The 17,257-nt window shown below is 69.5% G+C and carries 13 protein-coding genes and 1 pseudogene; 12 read left to right on the forward strand and 2 right to left on the reverse strand.

The genetic code is table 11. From position 1 onward, the window contains the following. Positions 1 to 120 precede the first annotated feature (120 nt). A complete protein-coding gene (locus tag ACZ7KI_RS12040; RefSeq protein ID WP_470273150.1) occupies positions 121 to 2,997 on the reverse strand; it encodes a glycoside hydrolase family 9 protein in 2,877 nt (958 codons plus the stop codon). Positions 2,998 to 3,132: 135 nt separating this feature from the next. Between ACZ7KI_RS12040 and ACZ7KI_RS12045 the strand changes: the two genes are divergently transcribed. The 3 genes and pseudogenes from ACZ7KI_RS12045 to ACZ7KI_RS12055 all read left to right on the forward strand — a co-directional run bounded on the left by ACZ7KI_RS12045 (position 3,133) and on the right by ACZ7KI_RS12055 (position 5,419). Further along, positions 3,133 to 3,852, forward strand: coding sequence for a GntR family transcriptional regulator (locus ACZ7KI_RS12045; protein WP_470273151.1), 720 nt, complete (start codon positions 3,133 to 3,135; stop codon positions 3,850 to 3,852). Then, positions 3,849 to 4,256, forward strand: a pseudogene (locus ACZ7KI_RS12050) (ADP-ribosylglycohydrolase family protein); the annotation flags it as partial. The gene ACZ7KI_RS12045 and the pseudogene ACZ7KI_RS12050, both read left to right, overlap by 4 nt. A 272-nt stretch (positions 4,257 to 4,528) precedes the next feature. After that, positions 4,529 to 5,419, forward strand: coding sequence for a PfkB family carbohydrate kinase (locus ACZ7KI_RS12055; RefSeq protein WP_470273152.1), 891 nt, complete (start codon positions 4,529 to 4,531; stop codon positions 5,417 to 5,419). A 638-nt stretch (positions 5,420 to 6,057) separates the two neighbouring features. Here ACZ7KI_RS12055 and ACZ7KI_RS12060 read toward each other — a convergent pair. Then, entirely contained in the window at positions 6,058 to 6,567 is a 510-nt protein-coding gene (locus tag ACZ7KI_RS12060; RefSeq protein WP_470273154.1) for a MarR family winged helix-turn-helix transcriptional regulator, read from the reverse strand. Between the two features lie 157 nt (positions 6,568 to 6,724). Here ACZ7KI_RS12060 and ACZ7KI_RS12065 point away from each other — a divergent pair, with 157 nt between their 5' ends. The 9 genes from ACZ7KI_RS12065 to ACZ7KI_RS12105 are packed head-to-tail and all read left to right on the forward strand — an operon-like array spanning position 6,725 to position 17,214. Then, positions 6,725 to 7,771 (forward strand): 2,5-dihydroxypyridine 5,6-dioxygenase NicX family protein, encoded by a 1,047-nt coding sequence (locus ACZ7KI_RS12065; RefSeq protein ID WP_470273155.1) that lies wholly within the window; start codon positions 6,725 to 6,727, stop codon positions 7,769 to 7,771. After that, complete coding sequence (locus ACZ7KI_RS12070; RefSeq protein WP_470273156.1) at positions 7,768 to 8,565, forward strand: maleate cis-trans isomerase family protein; 798 nt, start codon at positions 7,768 to 7,770, stop codon at positions 8,563 to 8,565. The genes ACZ7KI_RS12065 and ACZ7KI_RS12070 overlap by 4 nt, the downstream gene beginning before the upstream one ends. Then, positions 8,543 to 9,814 (forward strand): FAD-dependent monooxygenase, encoded by a 1,272-nt coding sequence (locus tag ACZ7KI_RS12075; RefSeq protein ID WP_470273157.1) that lies wholly within the window; start codon positions 8,543 to 8,545, stop codon positions 9,812 to 9,814. Before ACZ7KI_RS12070 ends, ACZ7KI_RS12075 begins: the two co-directional genes overlap by 23 nt. A gap of 32 nt (positions 9,815 to 9,846) precedes the next feature. After that, entirely contained in the window at positions 9,847 to 11,229 is a 1,383-nt protein-coding gene (locus ACZ7KI_RS12080; RefSeq protein ID WP_470273158.1) for an MFS transporter, read from the forward strand. Continuing rightward, entirely contained in the window at positions 11,226 to 12,122 is an 897-nt protein-coding gene (locus ACZ7KI_RS12085) for an FAD binding domain-containing protein (RefSeq protein ID WP_470273159.1), read from the forward strand. Before ACZ7KI_RS12080 ends, ACZ7KI_RS12085 begins: the two co-directional genes overlap by 4 nt. Beyond that, positions 12,119 to 14,533, forward strand: coding sequence for a xanthine dehydrogenase family protein molybdopterin-binding subunit (locus ACZ7KI_RS12090; protein ID WP_470273160.1), 2,415 nt, complete (start codon positions 12,119 to 12,121; stop codon positions 14,531 to 14,533). The genes ACZ7KI_RS12085 and ACZ7KI_RS12090 overlap by 4 nt, the downstream gene beginning before the upstream one ends. Next, positions 14,530 to 15,045: a (2Fe-2S)-binding protein gene (locus tag ACZ7KI_RS12095; protein WP_470273161.1), complete on the forward strand. Its 516-nt coding sequence runs from the start codon at positions 14,530 to 14,532 to the stop codon at positions 15,043 to 15,045. The genes ACZ7KI_RS12090 and ACZ7KI_RS12095 overlap by 4 nt, the downstream gene beginning before the upstream one ends. Next, positions 15,042 to 15,704, forward strand: coding sequence for an SRPBCC family protein (locus ACZ7KI_RS12100; protein WP_470273162.1), 663 nt, complete (start codon positions 15,042 to 15,044; stop codon positions 15,702 to 15,704). The genes ACZ7KI_RS12095 and ACZ7KI_RS12100 overlap by 4 nt, the downstream gene beginning before the upstream one ends. Continuing rightward, a complete protein-coding gene (locus ACZ7KI_RS12105) occupies positions 15,691 to 17,214 on the forward strand; it encodes an isochorismatase family protein (RefSeq protein ID WP_470273163.1) in 1,524 nt (507 codons plus the stop codon). Before ACZ7KI_RS12100 ends, ACZ7KI_RS12105 begins: the two co-directional genes overlap by 14 nt. The last annotated feature ends 43 nt before the right edge of the window (positions 17,215 to 17,257 follow it).

The following is a 17,257-nucleotide window of genomic DNA, read 5'->3' on the forward strand; positions in this document are numbered from 1 at the left end:
ACATCCTCCGCGGCGTTTTCTTCCGTCGGGCGGGGACCGGGGGGGGGAGGCCGTGGAGGCCTGGTGGGGTTGGGTCGGGGGTGGCGGTTCGGGTTAGAACCCGAATCGCCACTCACGAGTTCAGCCCCGCGTACAGGCCTGCCCGTTGATCGTGAAGCCGGTCGGTTCCGGGTGTGGCGGGGACGATGAGGCGTTGAACCCGATCTGCACCGAACCGCCCGCCGGTACGCGGCTGTTCCATGACAACGGCGTCGCGGTCACCGCGGAACCGGTCTGGGTCCAGGTCGCCGACCACCCTTGAGTGATCCTTTGGTTGCCCGGCCACGTGAACCCGAGCGTCCACGTGCTCCAGTCCGCACCGCTTGTGTTGGTGATGGTGACGTTCCCGGACACCCCGGTGGCCCACCCGCTCGCTTGATAGGTGATCTTGCAGGACGATTGGCCGTCCGGTTTGGTGGTCACCGCGACCGCGCCGGACAGCGCCGACTTGAGCCCGGCCCCGTTGCGGGCCTGCACGGCGAGCCGGTACGCGGTGTTCGGCCGCAGCCCGGTCAGTGTCGCGGACGTACCGGTGACGGTGGCGACGACCCGCTGTGTGTCACCTTCGGTAGAGACGACGTCGTAGTTCTTGACGCCGCTTTCCGGGTCGCTCGAAGGAGTCCAGGCCAGCTTGACTCCGGTCGCGGTCACCTCGGAGGCGACCGGGGTGCCCGGCGTGGTCGGGGCGGTGGCGTCGGCAGAGCCCGACTTCTCCGCCGCCCAGTTGGCGATCCACGCCAGCGCCGAGTTCCAGTTGACGGTGACCTCGTTGAGCGAGTACGCCTCGATGTGGTCCACGAAGCACTTCTGCGGTTTGCAGCCCTGGAGCCGCCGTTCCGCGACGGGGTCCTGGAGACCGCTGTTCGGACCGCCGGAGAGCACCCCGGGTGGCGCGGTGGGCAGGGTCGGGTCGAGCTGGTTGGCCCAGTGCCGGTGGTGGACGTTGCGTACCGGCTGCCCGCCGTATCCGCTGACGTAGGAGTAGCTCATCGGGTTGCGGCCCAGTAGGTAGTGCAGTGTCTCGAACACGCCTTCGCGGTATTTGGCCGCACCCGTGAAGTCGTAGGCGAGCGCGAGCACCGAGGCGTTGTTGGCGACCAGGCCGTTCGAACCCCAGACGTAGGTGCCGTCGGGTTCCCGGTACGGCGCGGGATAGCCGAGCGACGCCATCTGGTTGAGGTGTTTGTCCGCGGTGGCCACGAACGCCGCCTTGATCGCCGCGACGTCCGCCGATGGCAGACCGGTGGGCACCAGCGCCAGGGTGATGTCGCCCAGCGTGCCGGTGGAACCCCAGTCGTAGCCGCGGTCGGTGATCGACTGTCCCTTGTAGAGGGTCGATCCGGTGACGTCCGCGCGATAGGACGTCTCGCCGGTGGTGGCGTACATTTCCGCGGCGGCCCAGTAGAACTCGTCGGTCAGGGTGCTGTCGGAGTACGAGCCGCCGCCGGTGCTGTCGTCGGGGTCGGCGATCTTGTTCGGGTTCGCTTTCGCCGCCGCGTACGCCTTCTTCGCCGCGGCGAGCGTCTTGGTCGAGAAGGCCGGATCGATGGTCTTCCAGATGCGGGACGCCTGCGCCGCCACCGCGGCCATGTTCAGCGACGCCGCGGTGCTGGTGGCCGACAGCCTGCGAGCCTGGGCGTCCAGGTGCGGAAGGGTGGGCAGGGCGGTCCAGTTCGCGTCGTGGATCTTGTGGTGCACCATGCCGTCGGGCGCCTGCATCCGCAGCAGGAACTCCACTTCCCAGCGGGCCTCGTCGAGGACGTCGGGCACCCCGTTGGCCTTCTCCGGGATGGCGAGTTTGCCGTCACCGAGCGCGGCGGCGTCGCCGATCAGCTTGGCGCGCTCGTAGGTGTTGAGCACCTGCCACGCCGAGATGCCGCCGTTGACGACGTACTTGCCGTGATCGCCCGCGTCGTACCAGCCGCCGCGCACGTCCAGGGTGTACCCGCAGTTCAGGTCGGACCGGCAGGGCACGTTGGTGTCGCCCTTGTTGGGCGTGACGTCCAGGTGACCGGCCGGCCGCGCGTACGCGGCGCCGACGTACTGCGCATCGATCTCGATCCCGCTGCGCTGATGGTGGAAGAAGGCCAGCGAGTCGTAGCGCAGTTTCTTGAGCGGGTCGGCGGAGATGTCGAACGGGAAACTGGTCTCCGAGCCGACGGTCAGCGTGTACCCCGTGCCTGCGGTGTCGTAGGCCGAGAAGTCGATCAGGTGCACCGGATCGCCGGACAGCGCGTCGGTGCCCTTCGGTGTGGTCCGGCCGGTGGAGACGGTCGTGCCCGCGGAGTTCTTCAGCGCCCAGGTCTGTGCGGTGGTGGCGTCGGACACGAGGGTGGCGTGCTTCGGCAGACCAGGCACGTACGCGACCTGGTCGACCTGGACCTTCTTCGTCGGCGCGGGTGGACCACCGGGCGGGATCACACCACCGACCAAGGAGACGTTGTCGACGCAGATGGTGTTGTTCGCCGTGTTGCCGCCGACCTGGAAGGTGATCTGGCCGGCACCTGAGTCCGGGAAGGCCAGCTCCGAGGTGAACGTGAAGGTGTAGGTCTGTTTGCTCGTGCCCAGCTGGACCTCGTGGCGGGCGATCCCGCGGTACGGGCTGACCCCTTCGCCCGCGTTGGCCGCGATGGACTGGGGTGTGGTGGCGTAGGCGTCGAAGGACATCGTGTACTGCTGCCCGGCCTCGAACGGCACGCCGTTCTGGCCGATCAAGGCGTCCCATGGGTTCGTCGTGCCGCCGGTGACCGACGCGCACAGCTCGCCGTTCGTGACGCGGTTGGTCACCCCGGCGCTCGCCCACCACGGGTCGGCGGTGCCGGAACTGAAGCCGCCGTTGAGGATCCGTTGATAGTCGGCGGCGTGAGCGGTGCCGGTGGTGAGTGTGGCGGCGAGGGTGACGAGGGCCAGGGCGGCGGTGGCATGTCGGGATCGGCGGGGAAGGGAAAGCGGTCTCATCGGACTGGGTTTCCTCCGTCTGCTTTGACGGTTGACAACTGCCTGGGAGCGCTCCCAGATCACAGTAGGGGGCCGGTGCCGCGTTAGCAAGAGCGGGTCTGGACGCCGTCAGGTAGGGGGTGTACATGTATGTACATGACTGGACAGGTTGGTGTCGGCGTCGGCTTCGGGAAGCGGAACCGGCTGGCCGATGAGCTCGCCGGGCAGATCACCTCCGGCCGCTTCCCCCACGGCGAGCGGTTGCCGGGGGAGAACGAACTCGCCCGCCGGTACTCGGTCAGCCGCGGCACCGTCCGTGGCGCGCTGGCGGATCTGCAGCACCGCGGCTTGATCACCACCCAGACCGGGGTCGGCTCCTTCGTCACGTTCGACGACGTCGAGCTGGACCAGCTCACCGGCTGGGCCAAGGCGTTCGAGCGTGGTGGTGTGGCGATCGAAACCGAGCTGCTCGGCATCGAGCGAGTGTCCGACGCCGAGCTGACCCGGCGCTACGGCCTCGCGCGGACGACCCGGGTCCGGCGGCTGCGCCGTGATCCGCGCACCGGACCCGTTTCCCTTGAGACCGCTTACGTTCCCTTGCCTGACCTGCCCGATCAAGGGTTGCGCGAAGGCTCCTTGACCAAAACGCTGCGCGCGGCCGGACTGCGCGCCGCGGGCGGCGAGCAGTGGATCTCCACCGAAACGCTGGACACCGCCTCGGCCGCACTGCTGGAGCGCGAACCGGGTGAGCTGTTCCTGCACGCTACCCGGTCCACTGTGGACGCCAGCGGCGGACTGGTCGAACACGTGGTGAGCCTGCTGGACCCGGCGCGCTTCCGGTTCCACCTGACCTTCCCCGGGCCGGCTGTCCGATGAGCGATCGACACGACCGGGCGCTCGGTGCGCTCACCGGTCTCGCCCTCGGCGACGCGCTCGGCATGCCGACGCAGTCGATGTCGCGCGAGGAGATCGCACGCCGGTACGGCCGGGTGACCACGCTCCTGCCCGCCGTCGCCGACCAGCCGATCGCCCCGGGCATGCCCGCCGGATCCATCACCGACGACACCGAACAAGCCGTGCTGCTGGCGCGACTCCTCATCGATGGCGGCGGCAGGGTGGACCCGGAGGTCTTCGCGAAGGCGCTCATCGCCTGGGAGGCCGACATGATCCGCCGCGGTTCGGCGGATCTGCTCGGGCCGTCCACGAAACGGGCGCTCGAGGCACTGCAAGCCGGGGTGCCCGCCGACGAGGCCGGGCGCTGGGGTACTACCAACGGGGCGGTCTCCACCGGGATCGAAGGCGCGGCTCTCGGCGAGGCGCGCGACTGCTGGTACCGGGGCGGGTTCGAGCCGCGCGCGATGGCCGCGTGGGTGGTGGCGATCGTCGCCGGTTACCTGTTCACCATCGCGGGCGCGGGCGACGATGTCTGGTTCCGCGGGGTGTTCGCCGACACGTGGGCGGGCGAGAACGGCCTGGGCTGGGTGATCACGTTCGTCGCCGCGGCAGGGATCTACGCGCTGTTTGGCGGCGCTCGCGAGACGGAGGCGGCACGATGAGCGGGCGGTTGATCCACACCGGACAGGTCGTACTGGACCTGGTGATGCGGGTGCCGAAACTGCCCGTGGCAGGCGGCGACGTCATGGCGTCCACAATGGACTTTCTGCCGGGCGGCGGGTTCAACGTGATGGCCGCGGCCGCGCGGGTGGGCGCCGACGTGCTCTACGCGGGGATGCACGGCACCGGGAACTTCGCCGACCTCGCCCGGTCGGCGATGGCCGCCGAGGGCATCGTCCTCGCGCACGGGCCGTCGGACGGTGGCGACACCGGCATCTCCGTCGCTTTGGTGGAGGACAACGGCGAACGCACCTTCATCACCGGCACGGGCGCCGAGGGACGGATGCCACGCGGCCTGCTCGACGAGATCGTCCCGACCGGCCACGACGTCGTCTACCTCACCGGATACAGCCTGCTGCACGAAACGAATGCGGAAGCGCTGACGCACTGGCTGCCGCGGGCGAGCTACGCGACCGTCCTGTTCGATCCGGGCCCGCTCGCCGGGGACATCCCGGCGCCGGTGCTCTCGGCGGTTCTGTCGTATGTGGACATTCTGAGCTGCAACGCCAGGGAGGCGGAGATCCTCGACGTGGGACGCGATCGCGTGGAGACGGTCATCGTCCGTGAGGGGCCCGCCGGATGCCGGGTGGTCACCGGCGAGCGGGTCGTCGCCGTGCCGGGGTTCGCCGTGGACGCCGTGGACACCAACGGCGCGGGGGACGCGCACTGTGGCGTGCTCGCCGCCGAACTGATCGCCGGGACCGAACTGGTCGAGGCCGCTCGCCGGGCGAATGCCGCTGCGGCGATCGCCGTTACGCGGCGGGGGCCTGCCACTTCGCCGGGGCGGGTGGAACTCGACGCCTTTCTTCGCGTGTCTTCGACTTCTTGACGTGTTTTGCATTTAGTCGACTAAATGCGGTGTCGGGGCGTTGGGTCGATGTCGGACCTTCCTGACTTGAGGCTGTGGGTGAGGGGCGGGCTGGGTGGTCGTGAGTGGCGATTCGTGTTCTATTGAGGGGTAAGGCAAAGGTGGCGTGGTGGGTGGTAAGTCCGTGAAGGCCTCCTTGAGGGACTCTGGGTCCCTCAAGGAGGCCTTCACGGACTTCAAGACGGGACGTTGATGTCACAGCCGTCCCACTGTCACCAGGGATCACGCCTGACGGTAGTGAAGGGCTCCTTCACTACCGTCAGCGTAGGCAAGGAAGCCTTCACCACCAGGGAAACGCGTAGGCAGCAGCGACCACAGCCCGCGACACGACACGTTTGACTTACCCCTCAATAGAACCCTACTTCGCACTCACGACCCGCTCGCGAAGCCACGCATACCGCCCAAGTTGGACACTTACCCGTGCAAATAGAGTCCTTTGTGGACAGACCAGTCGCCGTCCCCGCTCCCGTCAGCCGGTCCGGACCCACGCCGGGGCACGCCACGTTTGGGTTACCTCTCAAATAACCCGAATCGCCACTCACGACCCCTCCCTTCCGACCAGCCGTCCTACCGCTTGCACCTCTCGCAAGAACCCGGGCTCAGCGCAGCTTGTCGACCGACGCGATCCGCTCCCAATGCGCGCCGAGCGTGTTGAGCAGCGCCGCCATGTCGATTTCCCCGGCGGCACCGTCGCCTTCGAGAAGGGCCTTGTCGAGTTTGCGGGCGCGCCGGTTCACCTGGGTCAGCACCGTTTTGCCCTCGTCGGTGAGTGACAACAGTTTGCGTCGCGCGTCGTGCGGCGATTCCACGCGCCGGATGAGGCCCCGTCGTTCGAGCCTGCGGCACAGGTCGGCCATCGTCGAGGTGTCGAGGGCGACGGCTCCGGCCAGTGAACTTTGGTCGCTGCCGGGATAGGCGCGGACCGCCGACAGGACGGCGAACTGCGGACCGGTCAGTACCGGGTCAACGTGGCGGTTCCAGGCGGCGAGATAGGCCTGGTACAGACGGCGGGCACCGTAGCCGGGGGCGGCCAGCAGGTCGGACGGCGGCTCGGGAGTGACGGTCGGTCCGTCGTCCCTGCGTCGGCTCGTGCGGGCAGGTTCACCCATCGTCGTTCTCCCTTGTCGGCTCGGCCCGCTGTCCGGGCCCGTCGTGATCCTACGTGTCCGGACGATCGCGCAGTGCGGCCGCGTCCCGACGAGAACCCGCGCAGACTATTGCGTATCCGGATAATACGTGTTCGGATGATTGTGGAGGTGGTCAACGATGGACCAGAACCTGTTCAACGACATCTGCCTGCGCCAGCTGACGTTCTCGGGGGTGCGCGAGGGTGAGACCGTGGCGGTGCTGACCCGGGGCAACGAGCGGGCGGAGTACGCCGACGCTTTTCTGTGGGCAGCCCAGCAGCTCGGGGCGGCGACGTTCCATCTGCGCCTGCCGTCACCCGCCAGTGCCGCGGGGGCGTGGGCGGTCGGCGACTCGGGGCTCGGGAACATCCCCCTCGCGGTCGAGGCGCTCAAGAGTGTGGACATGGTGGTCGACTGCACGTTCCTGTTGTTCAGCAAGGAGCAGTTCGCCATCCAGGACGCGGGCACCCGGATCCTGACCGCCGTCGAACCGCCCGAGCTGCTGGCCCGGCTCATGCCCGCCAAGGAACTGCGTGAGCGGGTGGAGATCGGGGCCGAGCTGCTCGCCAAGGCAGGCACGATGAGGATCACCAGTCCGGCGGGCACCGACGTCACCTATCGGCTCGGCGTGTACCCGACGCTGTCGGAGTACGGCTACACCGACACCCCCGGCCGCTGGGACCATTGGCCGGCGGCGTTCGTGTTCACCGGTGGTGCCGACGACGGTGTCGACGGGAAGATCGTGCTCTCGCCAGGAGATGTCCTGCTGCCCTTCAACACCTATGTACAGACGCCGGTGGAGATCACCATCGAAGCGGGGTTCATCCGGGACATCCGCGGTGGCGCCGGGTCGTCCGGGCTGGACGCCGACCTGCTGCGGTCGTACATCGAGAGCTTCGACGACCCCCGCGGCTACGGGATGAGCCACGTGGGCTGGGGGCTCGACGAGCGTGCGCATTGGCACGGCCTGACCCAGTTCCCCGGCGGGATGGGCATGGAACTGCGGAGCTTCTACGGCAACGTGATGTTCTCCATCGGCCCGAACAACGAGCTGGGCGGCCCCAACGACACGCCCTGCCACTTCGACATCCCGATGCGCGGCAACTCTCTTTACCTGGACGACGAACTGATCGTCGACAACGGTGAACTGACCGTGCCCGAGATGCGTCCGGCCGGCCGCCGATGAGCGACCACCACATCGGGATGATCGTGCCCAGCTCGAATCTCACGATTGAGACCGAGCTGCCGCGGATGCTGCGGGCCAGGGAGGAGGCCGATCCGGGGGACCGGTTCGTCTTCCACTCCGCGCGGGCGCGGATGCGGCACGTCGAACCCGAACAGCTGCGGGCGATGAACGCGCAGGCGGGCCGGGCGGCCGCCGAACTCGCCGACGCCCGGCCGGACGTGGTCGCCACCGCGTGCCTGGTGGCGATCATGGCTCAGGGGCCCGGTTATCACTGCACCGCCGAGGACGACATCACGAGTGTGCTGCGCGCCGAGGGCTGCGACGCTCCCGTCGTCTCCAGCGCCGGTGCGTTGCTGTCCGGGATCCGCGCGCTCGGTGCTCGCAAGGTCGCGATCATCACCCCCTACCTCAAGCCGCTGACCCAGGCCGTGGCGGACTACATCGAGGACGCCGGTGTCGAGGTGGCCGACGCGCTTTCCCTTGAGGTGCCGGACAATCTCGCCGTCGCCCGGCTGGATCCGGCCGATCTGCGGGAGCATTACCGCAGGCTCGATCTGTCCGATGTGGACGCGCTGGTGCTCTCGGCCTGTGTGCAGATGCCTTCGCTGCCCGCGATCCAGCCGGTCGAGGACGAGGTCGGCATCCCCGTACTGACCGCGGCGACCGCGACGACGTTCCGGATTCTGTCCGAACTCGGCGTCGAGCCCCGCGTGCCGGGTGCCGGACGGTTGCTCAGTGGTGCCGAGGACCTGACGAAGACGGGAGGCGGGCATGGCCGCGAGTCAGTCGTTTGAGGTCGTTGTCGTCGGTGGCGGTCTCGGCGGGCTCTGCGCGGCGCTGTCGTTCCGGCAGCGAGGACTGCGGGTCACCGTGGTCGAGGCGGCACCGGAACTCGGCGAGATCGGCGCGGGTATCCAAACCGCCCCGAATGCCAGCCGGATCCTCATCGGGCTCGGCTTGCGCTCCCGGCTCGAGCGGGTGCGGACCGAGCCACAGGACCAGGTCCGCCGTCGCTGGGCCGACGGGAGCATCATCGCCCAGCTGTCCCTCGGCCGCCGGGTGATCGACCAGTACGGCGCGCCCTACTGGCACTACCACCGGGCCGACCTGCACGGGGTCCTGCTGGACGCCTGCCTCGACCCCGACGGTGCCGGTCCGGTGGTGCGGGTGGCGACCGGAGCGAAGGTGGTCGAGCTCGACCGTTCGCTGCCGGAGCGGCCCGCCGTGCTCACCGCCGACGGCCGCCGGTTCGCGGGTGACGTGGTGGTCGGCGCGGACGGGATCCGTTCGGCGGTGCGCGATCTCGCCGGATTCGACGACACGCTGGCGTTCTCCGGTGAGATGGCCTACCGAGCCCTCATCTCCGGAGACCTGATCGCGCAGGACCCGGCGACGCGTTTCCTTGCCGACCGGTACCACTCCACGATCTGGTACGGCCCGGACAAACACCTGGTGCACTACATGATTCGCGGCGGGGAGTACCTCAACGTGGTCGCGATCGTGCCGTGCACCGAGACGATCGCCAGGGACTGGAGCGGGCCCGCCACCGCCGCCGAACTCGCCGCGGAGTACCGGGACTGGGACGATCGAGTTCCCACCATGCTGGCCAAGGCGAAGGACGAGGACGTCTCGGTGTGGGCGATGTACCGCCGTCGCCGCGACCCGGTCTGGGTCGACGGCCGGATCGCCCTGCTCGGCGACGCGTGCCACGCGATGTTGCCCTACCAGGCCCAAGGCGCCTCACAGGCGATGGAAGACGCCGCGGTGCTCGCCGAGGAACTCGGGCGTGTCACTCGCGACGGGATCGACGGCGCCCTGGTCCGCTACGTGGACCGGCGCGCCAAGCACGCGGGCATGGTTCAGGACGCGTCGCTGCAGAACATGAGCTTCTACCATCTGCCGGACGGTCCCGAGCAGCGCGAACGCGACGAAAAGCTGCGCCGGTTCGACGGCGAATCCGATGTGTCCTACGACTGGCTGTGGAACGGCAGCCCGCTCACCGACCCCGACACCGAGTCCATCCATTACCAGTTCGCCCGCTGAGGCGCGGACTGGACGGCGCGACGGAGCGATTCATGCGCACTGGAGATCAAATCGTCCAGGATCTGCCCTGGCGTTGGAGCGTGCAGGGAAAGATCTTCCTCATCGGCGGACTGGGATACATGTTCGACGCCTGGGACGTCGCGTTGAACGGGTTCCTCACCCCGCTGGTGGGGGCGGAGTTCGCGCTGTCGTCGGGGCAGAAGGGCCTGGTGGCGACGGCGAACCTGATCGGCATGGCCGTCGGCGCCGTCATCTGGGGCACGGTGGCCGACCGCATCGGCCGGAAGAAGGCGTTCAGCGTCACGCTGTTGCTGTTCGCGTTGTTCTCCGTCCTCGGTGCGCTCTCGCCGAATGTGGAGACGTTCCTGCTGCTGCGCTTCCTCGCGGGTATCGGGCTCGGGGGATGCATTCCCGTGGACTACGCCATCGTCAGCGAGTTCTCGCCGCGCCGCCATCGCGGGCGGGTGCTTTCGGCGATGGACGGCTGGTGGCCCGTCGGCACCACGCTGGCCGCCGTGACCGCGACCCTGCTGGTCCCGGTTTCCGGGAGCTGGCGATGGATGCTGGTCCTGATGATCCTGCCTGCCCTGCTGCTGTTCTGGGTGCGGCGCGGTGTCCCGGAATCGCCGTTGTACCTGGTGCGCAAGGGCCGTGAAGCGGAGGCCCGCGCTGTCATCGACGATCTCGTCCGCCGCACCGGGGCGGCGCCCGAGCAATACTCGGTTCCGCCCGCGGTCGTCGAGGACACCCGCGGTGGCGCGATCGCGGCGGCGTTCGACCAGTTGCGCCGGGTGTGGGCGTTCAGCCCGCGGATCACGGCGGTGGCGTGGGCGCTGTTCATCAGCGTCATGCTGGTCTACTACGCCGCGCTCAGCTGGATGCCGTCGATCCTGCGGGCGCAGGGATTCGGTCAGATCGCCGCGTTCGCCTCGACCGCGCTCATGAACGCGACCGGCATCGTCGGGGTCGCGGTAGCCGTGCTCCTGGTCGACAGGATCGGCCGCAAGCGGGTCATCGTGATCGCCGGTCCGCTCGCGGCGCTGTCGCTCGTCGTGTTCTCCCTGCTGCTGGACTCACCCGTCGGAGCGGTCGTGGCGATCGGCGCGTTCGGCATGTTCGCGCTGGTGGTGATCCCGGTGATGTACGCCTACGTCTCCGAGCTCTACCCGACCGAGCTGCGCGCGTCCGGTTTCGGCTGGGCGTCGTCGTCGAGCCGGGCCGTCACCGGTTTCGCGCCGTTGCTGTTCGGCAGTGTTCTGTGGCCGGTGCTCGGGCTGCCGCTCACCTTCACCGTGCTCGGGGTCCTCGTGGTCGCCGCGGTCGTGTTCATGATGGTGGGCGCGCCGGAGACCCGTGGCCGCGAACTCGACCGGATCGTGGTCCCGGCCGAGACGGCGGCCAGGACGACCGCGTGAAGCCCGCCGCGTTCCGCTACCACCGGGCGCACGACGTCTCCGACGCCATCGGCCTGCTCGAAAACCTCGCCGCGGCTGGCGAGGATCCGAAGGTGATCGCCGGTGGGCAGAGCCTGATGCCGATGATGAACTTCCGGCTCGCCCGGCCGACCGCTCTGGTGGATCTGGGACCGCTGCGCCGGGATCCCGCGCTGAACTCCTTCCGGCGCACGGATTCGGGGCTCACGATCGGTGCGCTGGTCACCCACCGGACGGTCGAGACCTCCGCGTCCGCACTGGGGCCGGATTTCGCCGTGCTCTCCCGCGCCATGCGGTGGGTGGGGCACCTGCCGATCCGCTCCCGCGGCACGGTGGCGGGCAGCGTCGTGCACGGCGACGCCACCGCGGAATGGTGTCTGCTCGCGTTGCTGCTCGACGCCGTGATCGTCGCCGAAGGTCCTGGCGGACGCCGGGAAATCCCCGCGGGGGAGATGTTCCTCGGCTTCTACACCACGGCGATCGAACCGGACGAGGTCGTGACGGCCGTGCGGTTCACCCGTCCGTCGCCCCGGGCCGCGCTGACCGAGTTCGCCCGCCGCCACGGCGACTTCGCGATCGTGGACGCCGCCGTCAGCCTGGACGTCGCGTCCGGTGGCGCTCAGGAGCCGCTGACCGGGGGCCGGGTGGTGCTCGGCGGGGTGGATCCGGCACCGGTTCGGGTGCCCGAGGCCGAGGCCCTGCTCGCCGGAGGTGTCCCCGGGGCCGAGCTGTTCGCCGCGTGCGGGGAGGCCGCGGCGGCGGCCATCGACCCTCCCGACGATGCCGCCGCGAGCGCTGACTACCGGCGACGGCTGACCCGGACGCTCGTCACCAAGGCCTTGGAACAGGCGTGGTGGGAAGGAGAGACGCGATGACTCCACGGTTCGACGGGCGGAACGGCCGCTGGGTCGGGGCTTCGGTGCCCCGGCGCGAAGATCCGCGTCTGCTCCGCGGCCGAGGCCGGTTCGTCGACGACATCCAGCTGACCGGGATGCTGCACGCGGCCTTCGTCCGGTCGACGGTCGCGCACGGCGGGATCACCGGGATCGATCTGTCGGCCACCTTGGCGGTCGAAGGGGTCGTCGCCGCCTACACGGCGTCGGATCTGGATCTCGGCGACATCGTCGCCCTGCTCGACCGTCCGCCCGAGGAGTTCTCGCCGACGGCGATGCCGATCCTCGCCAGGGAGAAGGTGCGGTTCGCCGGCGAACCGGTCGCGCTGGTCGTCGCCCGTGACCCGTACAGCGCGGAGGACGGCGTCGAGGCCGCCGTCGTCTCCTACGAACCGCTCGGGGCGATCGTCTCGGAGGAGACGGCGTTCGCCGAAGGGGCGCCGCTCGTGCACGAAGAGGCGCCGGGCAATGTGTTGCTCGACGTCTCGATGTTCGACACCCCCGGTGTCGACGCGGCGTTCGAGGCGGCCCGTGCGGACGACGGCTGCGTGGTCGAAGTCGTCACCAAGAGCGGACGGCAGAACGCGCTCCCGCTGGAAACGCGCGGAGTGGTCGCGTCCTGGGACGAGCACGACGACCAGTTGCTGGTGCAGATGTGCACCCAGGTGCCGCATCAGGTGCGTACGGCCATGGCCCGCTCCCTGCGCGTTCCCGAACGGACGGTGCGGGTCACCGTCCCGGACATGGGTGGCGGGTTCGGCCAGAAATGCGTGGTCGGCCGTGAGGAGATCGCGGTCGCGGCGGCGGTGCGGCGGCTGAACCGCCCGGTGAAGTGGATCGAAGATCGACGTGAGGCGCTGACCGCCGGGTTCCTGGCGCGGGAGCAGCGCTACCGGACGCGGGCGGCGTTCGATGCCGACGGGCGGATCACCGCGCTGGACGTCGACGTCGTCTGCGACATGGGCGCCTACTCCTGTTACCCGTTCACGGCGGGGATCGAGCCGCTGATGGCCTCGGCCGAGATGCCGAGCGTGTACCAGGTGCCCGAGTACCGGGTCCGGGGTCGCGCCATCACCAGCAACAAGGCACCGACCGCGCCCTACCGTGGAGTGAGCCGTCCGCAGTACGTGATGGCCATCGAACGGGTCATGGAGCGCGCGGCCAGGGAACTCGGCCTCGATCCGGTGGAGATCCGGCGCCGCAACGTGATCACCCAGTTCCCGTACACCGGCGTCAACGCCGTCACCTACGACCCCGGCACGTACCGGGAGTCGCTGGATCTGGCCGAGGCGACGTTGCGCGACGAAGGCTGGTACGAGATCCGGGAAGAGGCAGCGGCCGAAGGCAGGCACGTCGGCATCGGCTACTGCTGTTTCTCGGAACGGACCGGATACGGGTCCGGTGCCTTCGCCAAGCGGAAAATGGCCGTGGTGCCCGGATTCGACATCTCCGAGATCCGGATGGACACCACCGGGGCCGTCGTGGTCACCAGCGGCACGATGAACCACGGACAGTCGCACGAGACGACGCTGGCGCAGATCGTGGCCGACCGGCTGGGGCTGCACATCGACAGGATCAAGCTGCGCCAAGGCGATACCGAGCGCATCGCCTACGGATGGGGGACCTTCGCTTCGCGGTCGGTGACGATCGGTGGTTCCGCGGTGTCCCTCGCCGCCGGCAAGCTCGGTGAACTGTTGTGCCGGATCACCGCGCATCTGCTGGAGACCGGATCGGACAACGTCCGGCTCGACGGTGACGGCGGCGTGGTCCAGCTCGACGACCCGGCCCGTCGCGCATCGTTCGAGGAGATCGCCGACGTGGCCTACCTGCGCAGCCATCTGCTGCCCAAGGACGTCGAACCGACACTTTCGGCCACGGCGAGCTTCGACGTTCCCGGCGACGGCACCTTCTCCAACGCCACGCACGCCGTGGTCGTCGAGGCAGACCCGGGCACCGGCGGGATCAAGATCCTGCGCTACGCGTGCGTGGAGGACTGCGGGGTGGTGATCCATCCGCAGGTGGTCGACGGACAGTGCCGCGGCGGCATCGCACAGGGCATCGCCGGTGCGTTGTTCGAGGAGATCACCTATGCCGCGAACGGCGAACCGTCGGCCGCCAGTTTCGTCGACTACCTCGTCCCGACCGCGACCGAGATCCCCGACATCACCGTCTCCCACCTCGAAACCCCTTGTGCGTTCACCGAAAGCGGGGCGAAGGGCGCGGGGGAGGGCGGCACCATCGGCGCACCGGCCGCCGTGCTGAACGCGATCAACGACGCGCTGCGGCACACCGGCGTCGAACTCGACACGACGCCGGTACATCCGCAGACCGTGCTCGCCGCGCTCGACGTCGCGAGCACCAGGGTCCTCGAGGAAGTGAGCATCCCGTCATGAGTGATCGGCATCTGATCGTCCTGAACGTCAACGGCGGCGAGCACGAGGCTCTCGTCGAACCGCGCAAGACCTTGCTCGACGTCCTGCGGCACGACCTCGGACTCACCGGCACTCACACCGGATGCGAGCACGGGGTGTGCGGCGCCTGCACGGTCCTCGTCGACGGCGAACCGGTGCGCGCCTGCCTGATGTTCGCCGTGCAGGCGGAAACGGCCGAGATCCGCACGGTCGAGTCACTGGGGCGCGACGGCGAACTTTCCGATCTGCAGCAGGCCTTCAGCGACCATCACGGCCTGCAATGCGGCTTCTGCACGCCGGGATTCCTGATGCTGGCCGAGGGATTCCTGGCCCAGCGACCGGACGCCGACCGCGAGGAGATCCGCGAGGCGATCTCGGCGAACCTGTGCCGCTGCACCGGTTACCAGACCATTGTGGACGCGGTCGAGGCGACCGCGGCCCGCCGATGCGGCGCAGGCGGCTGTCCCGTCCCGGAAAAGGAGACGACACGGTGATACTGGAAAACGAGTTGTCCGTCCCGGCCGACCCCGGCGCGGTCTTCGCCTTGATCAACGACGTCGAGCGGGTGGCCGCCTGCCTGCCGGGCGCGACCCTCGACGGACAGCAGGACGACGCCTACCTCGGCCGCGTGAAGGTGAAGGTCGGCCCGATCACCGCCGCCTACTCCGGCACGGTGCGGTTCACCGAAGTCGCGACCGGCGAACGCAGGCTGCGGTTGCTGGCCAGGGGAGCGGACACGCACGGCAACGGCGACGCCGAAGCCGACGTGACGCTGACCGTGCGCGAAGCCCCCGGCGGCGCCACGATCGCGCTGCACACCGACCTGTCGATTCGCGGCAAGCTCGCCCAGTTCGGCAAGGGCGCGATCGGCGCGGTCTCCACCCGGCTGCTCGACCAGTTCGCCCGCAACCTCGCCGAGCGGCTGCAAGCACCGTCGGAGGAGCCCGGACCGGCTGCCCTTCCCGTCTCCGTCAGGTCGGATCCGGCGGGCGGCGAGGCGCTCGACGGGCTGGCCATGCTGCTTCCGCCCGGCGTCAAGCGCTACGCCCCGATCGCGGCGGCCGCGGCACTCGGCTTGTTCCAAGGCTGGCTGCTGGGCCGGATCCGTACCCAGGACAAACTGATCAAGGAGCTGCACCGTGCCCGTCGATGAGCAGCGCACCCCCGGTCTGCACGGCGCCGGGACCGACAGCGTCTACGACCGGGCGGGCTTCGGCGCTTCCGTGCCTCGCGGATCCCGTCCCGCACTGGTGGTCGTCGACCTGACCCGGGGATTCACCGAACCCGGCTTTCCTTCCGGTGCGGACCTCACCGCCGAAGTGACCGCCACGGCCACCCTCGTCGCCGAGGCCCGGCGCCGCGATGTCCCGGTGATCTACACGGCGATCAGCTACACGCCCGCCGAGTCGGACGGGGACGCCGTCGCATGGCTCCGGAAAGCACCGGGAATGCGGGCCCTGTGCGAGGGAAGCGACGCCGTCGCACTCGATCCCCGGCTGGACCGCCGTGACGGTGACCATCTCATCCTGAAGAAAGGCGCGTCGGCGTTTCACGGAACCGCGCTGGCCGCCCTACTGACCGGCCTAGGAGCGGACACCGTTCTCGTTTGCGGCGCAACGACTTCGGGCTGCGTCCGGGCGACCGCCGTCGACGCCGTCCAGTCCGGTTTCACCACACTCGTCGTCCGCGAAGCCTGCGGTGACCGCGCGCGGGGTCCGCACGATGCCGCGCTGTTCGACCTGCAGGCCAAGTACGCCGACGTCGTCTCCATCGAGGACGCCCTCGCGTACCTGAGCGGTCCCGCCGAATCCCCGGCTCTCCGCACCCTCGGGCAGCCCGCGCTGGCCGATCTCGGTACCGTCCCCGCGACCAGCCGCTGGGCGCGCTCGGGCGAGGTCCGGCTGCACGTGCTGGACTACGGTCCCGCCGACGGGATCCCGCTGCTCGTGCTGCCCGGGATCACCAGCCCCGCCGTGACGATGGACTTCGTGGCGCGGGAACTCACCGACCTCGTGCGCCCGCTCGTGCTCGACGTCCGCGGCCGCGGGCTGTCCGACGACGCGCCGGGCTACGACTTGGCGAGCTACGCCGAGGACGTCGAAGCGGTCGTGTCCGGACTCGGCCTGCACCGCCCGATCCTGCTCGGCCACTCCATGGGCGCGCGGATCGCCGCCCGGGTCGCGGCGCGCGGCCGCTGTCCGCTGCGTGGCACGGTTCTCGTCGACCCTCCGCTGAGCGGTCCCGGACGGGGTCCGTACCCGACCACCCTCGAAGCGTTCCTCGGGCAGCTCGACCAGGCTCGCCGGGGCACCGACGCCGACGAGGTGGCGCGCTCCTGGCCGCGATGGCCGCGCCGGGAACAGGAGTTGCGCGCTCGCTGGCTGTCTTCTTGCTCCCGCACCGCGATCGCCGCCACCCACGCCGGTTTCGAAGCAGAGGACTTCTTCACCGACTGGCACCAGGTGCCCGCGCCGTCGGTCTTCGTCCGCGGCGGCGACAGCCCGGTCGTCACCGCCTCCGGCGCGGCCGAGGCGGCCGAGGCCAACCCACTCGCCGAGTTCGTCGAGGTGCCGAAAGCCGGGCACATGGTGTTCTGGGACCAACCCGAGACAGCCTTGGGCGCACTGCGTGACGTGCTGCGGCGCGGTGCTCGTGAGTGGTGATGACGGGCTCTAACCGCCATTCCCCTCCACGACTCGGCGAAGT

Source organism: Amycolatopsis sp. NPDC039088 (genome assembly GCF_055598845.1).

Coding starts and splice junctions, on each gene's coding strand:
- ACZ7KI_RS12040 (WP_470273150.1), bottom strand. CDS start 2,997: ATGAGACCGCTTTCCCTTCCCCGCCGATCCCGACATGCCACCGCCGCC.
- ACZ7KI_RS12045 (WP_470273151.1), top strand. CDS start 3,133: ATGACTGGACAGGTTGGTGTCGGCGTCGGCTTCGGGAAGCGGAACCGG.
- ACZ7KI_RS12055 (WP_470273152.1), top strand. CDS start 4,529: ATGAGCGGGCGGTTGATCCACACCGGACAGGTCGTACTGGACCTGGTG.
- ACZ7KI_RS12060 (WP_470273154.1), bottom strand. CDS start 6,567: ATGGGTGAACCTGCCCGCACGAGCCGACGCAGGGACGACGGACCGACC.
- ACZ7KI_RS12065 (WP_470273155.1), top strand. CDS start 6,725: ATGGACCAGAACCTGTTCAACGACATCTGCCTGCGCCAGCTGACGTTC.
- ACZ7KI_RS12070 (WP_470273156.1), top strand. CDS start 7,768: ATGAGCGACCACCACATCGGGATGATCGTGCCCAGCTCGAATCTCACG.
- ACZ7KI_RS12075 (WP_470273157.1), top strand. CDS start 8,543: ATGGCCGCGAGTCAGTCGTTTGAGGTCGTTGTCGTCGGTGGCGGTCTC.
- ACZ7KI_RS12080 (WP_470273158.1), top strand. CDS start 9,847: ATGCGCACTGGAGATCAAATCGTCCAGGATCTGCCCTGGCGTTGGAGC.
- ACZ7KI_RS12090 (WP_470273160.1), top strand. CDS start 12,119: ATGACTCCACGGTTCGACGGGCGGAACGGCCGCTGGGTCGGGGCTTCG.
- ACZ7KI_RS12095 (WP_470273161.1), top strand. CDS start 14,530: ATGAGTGATCGGCATCTGATCGTCCTGAACGTCAACGGCGGCGAGCAC.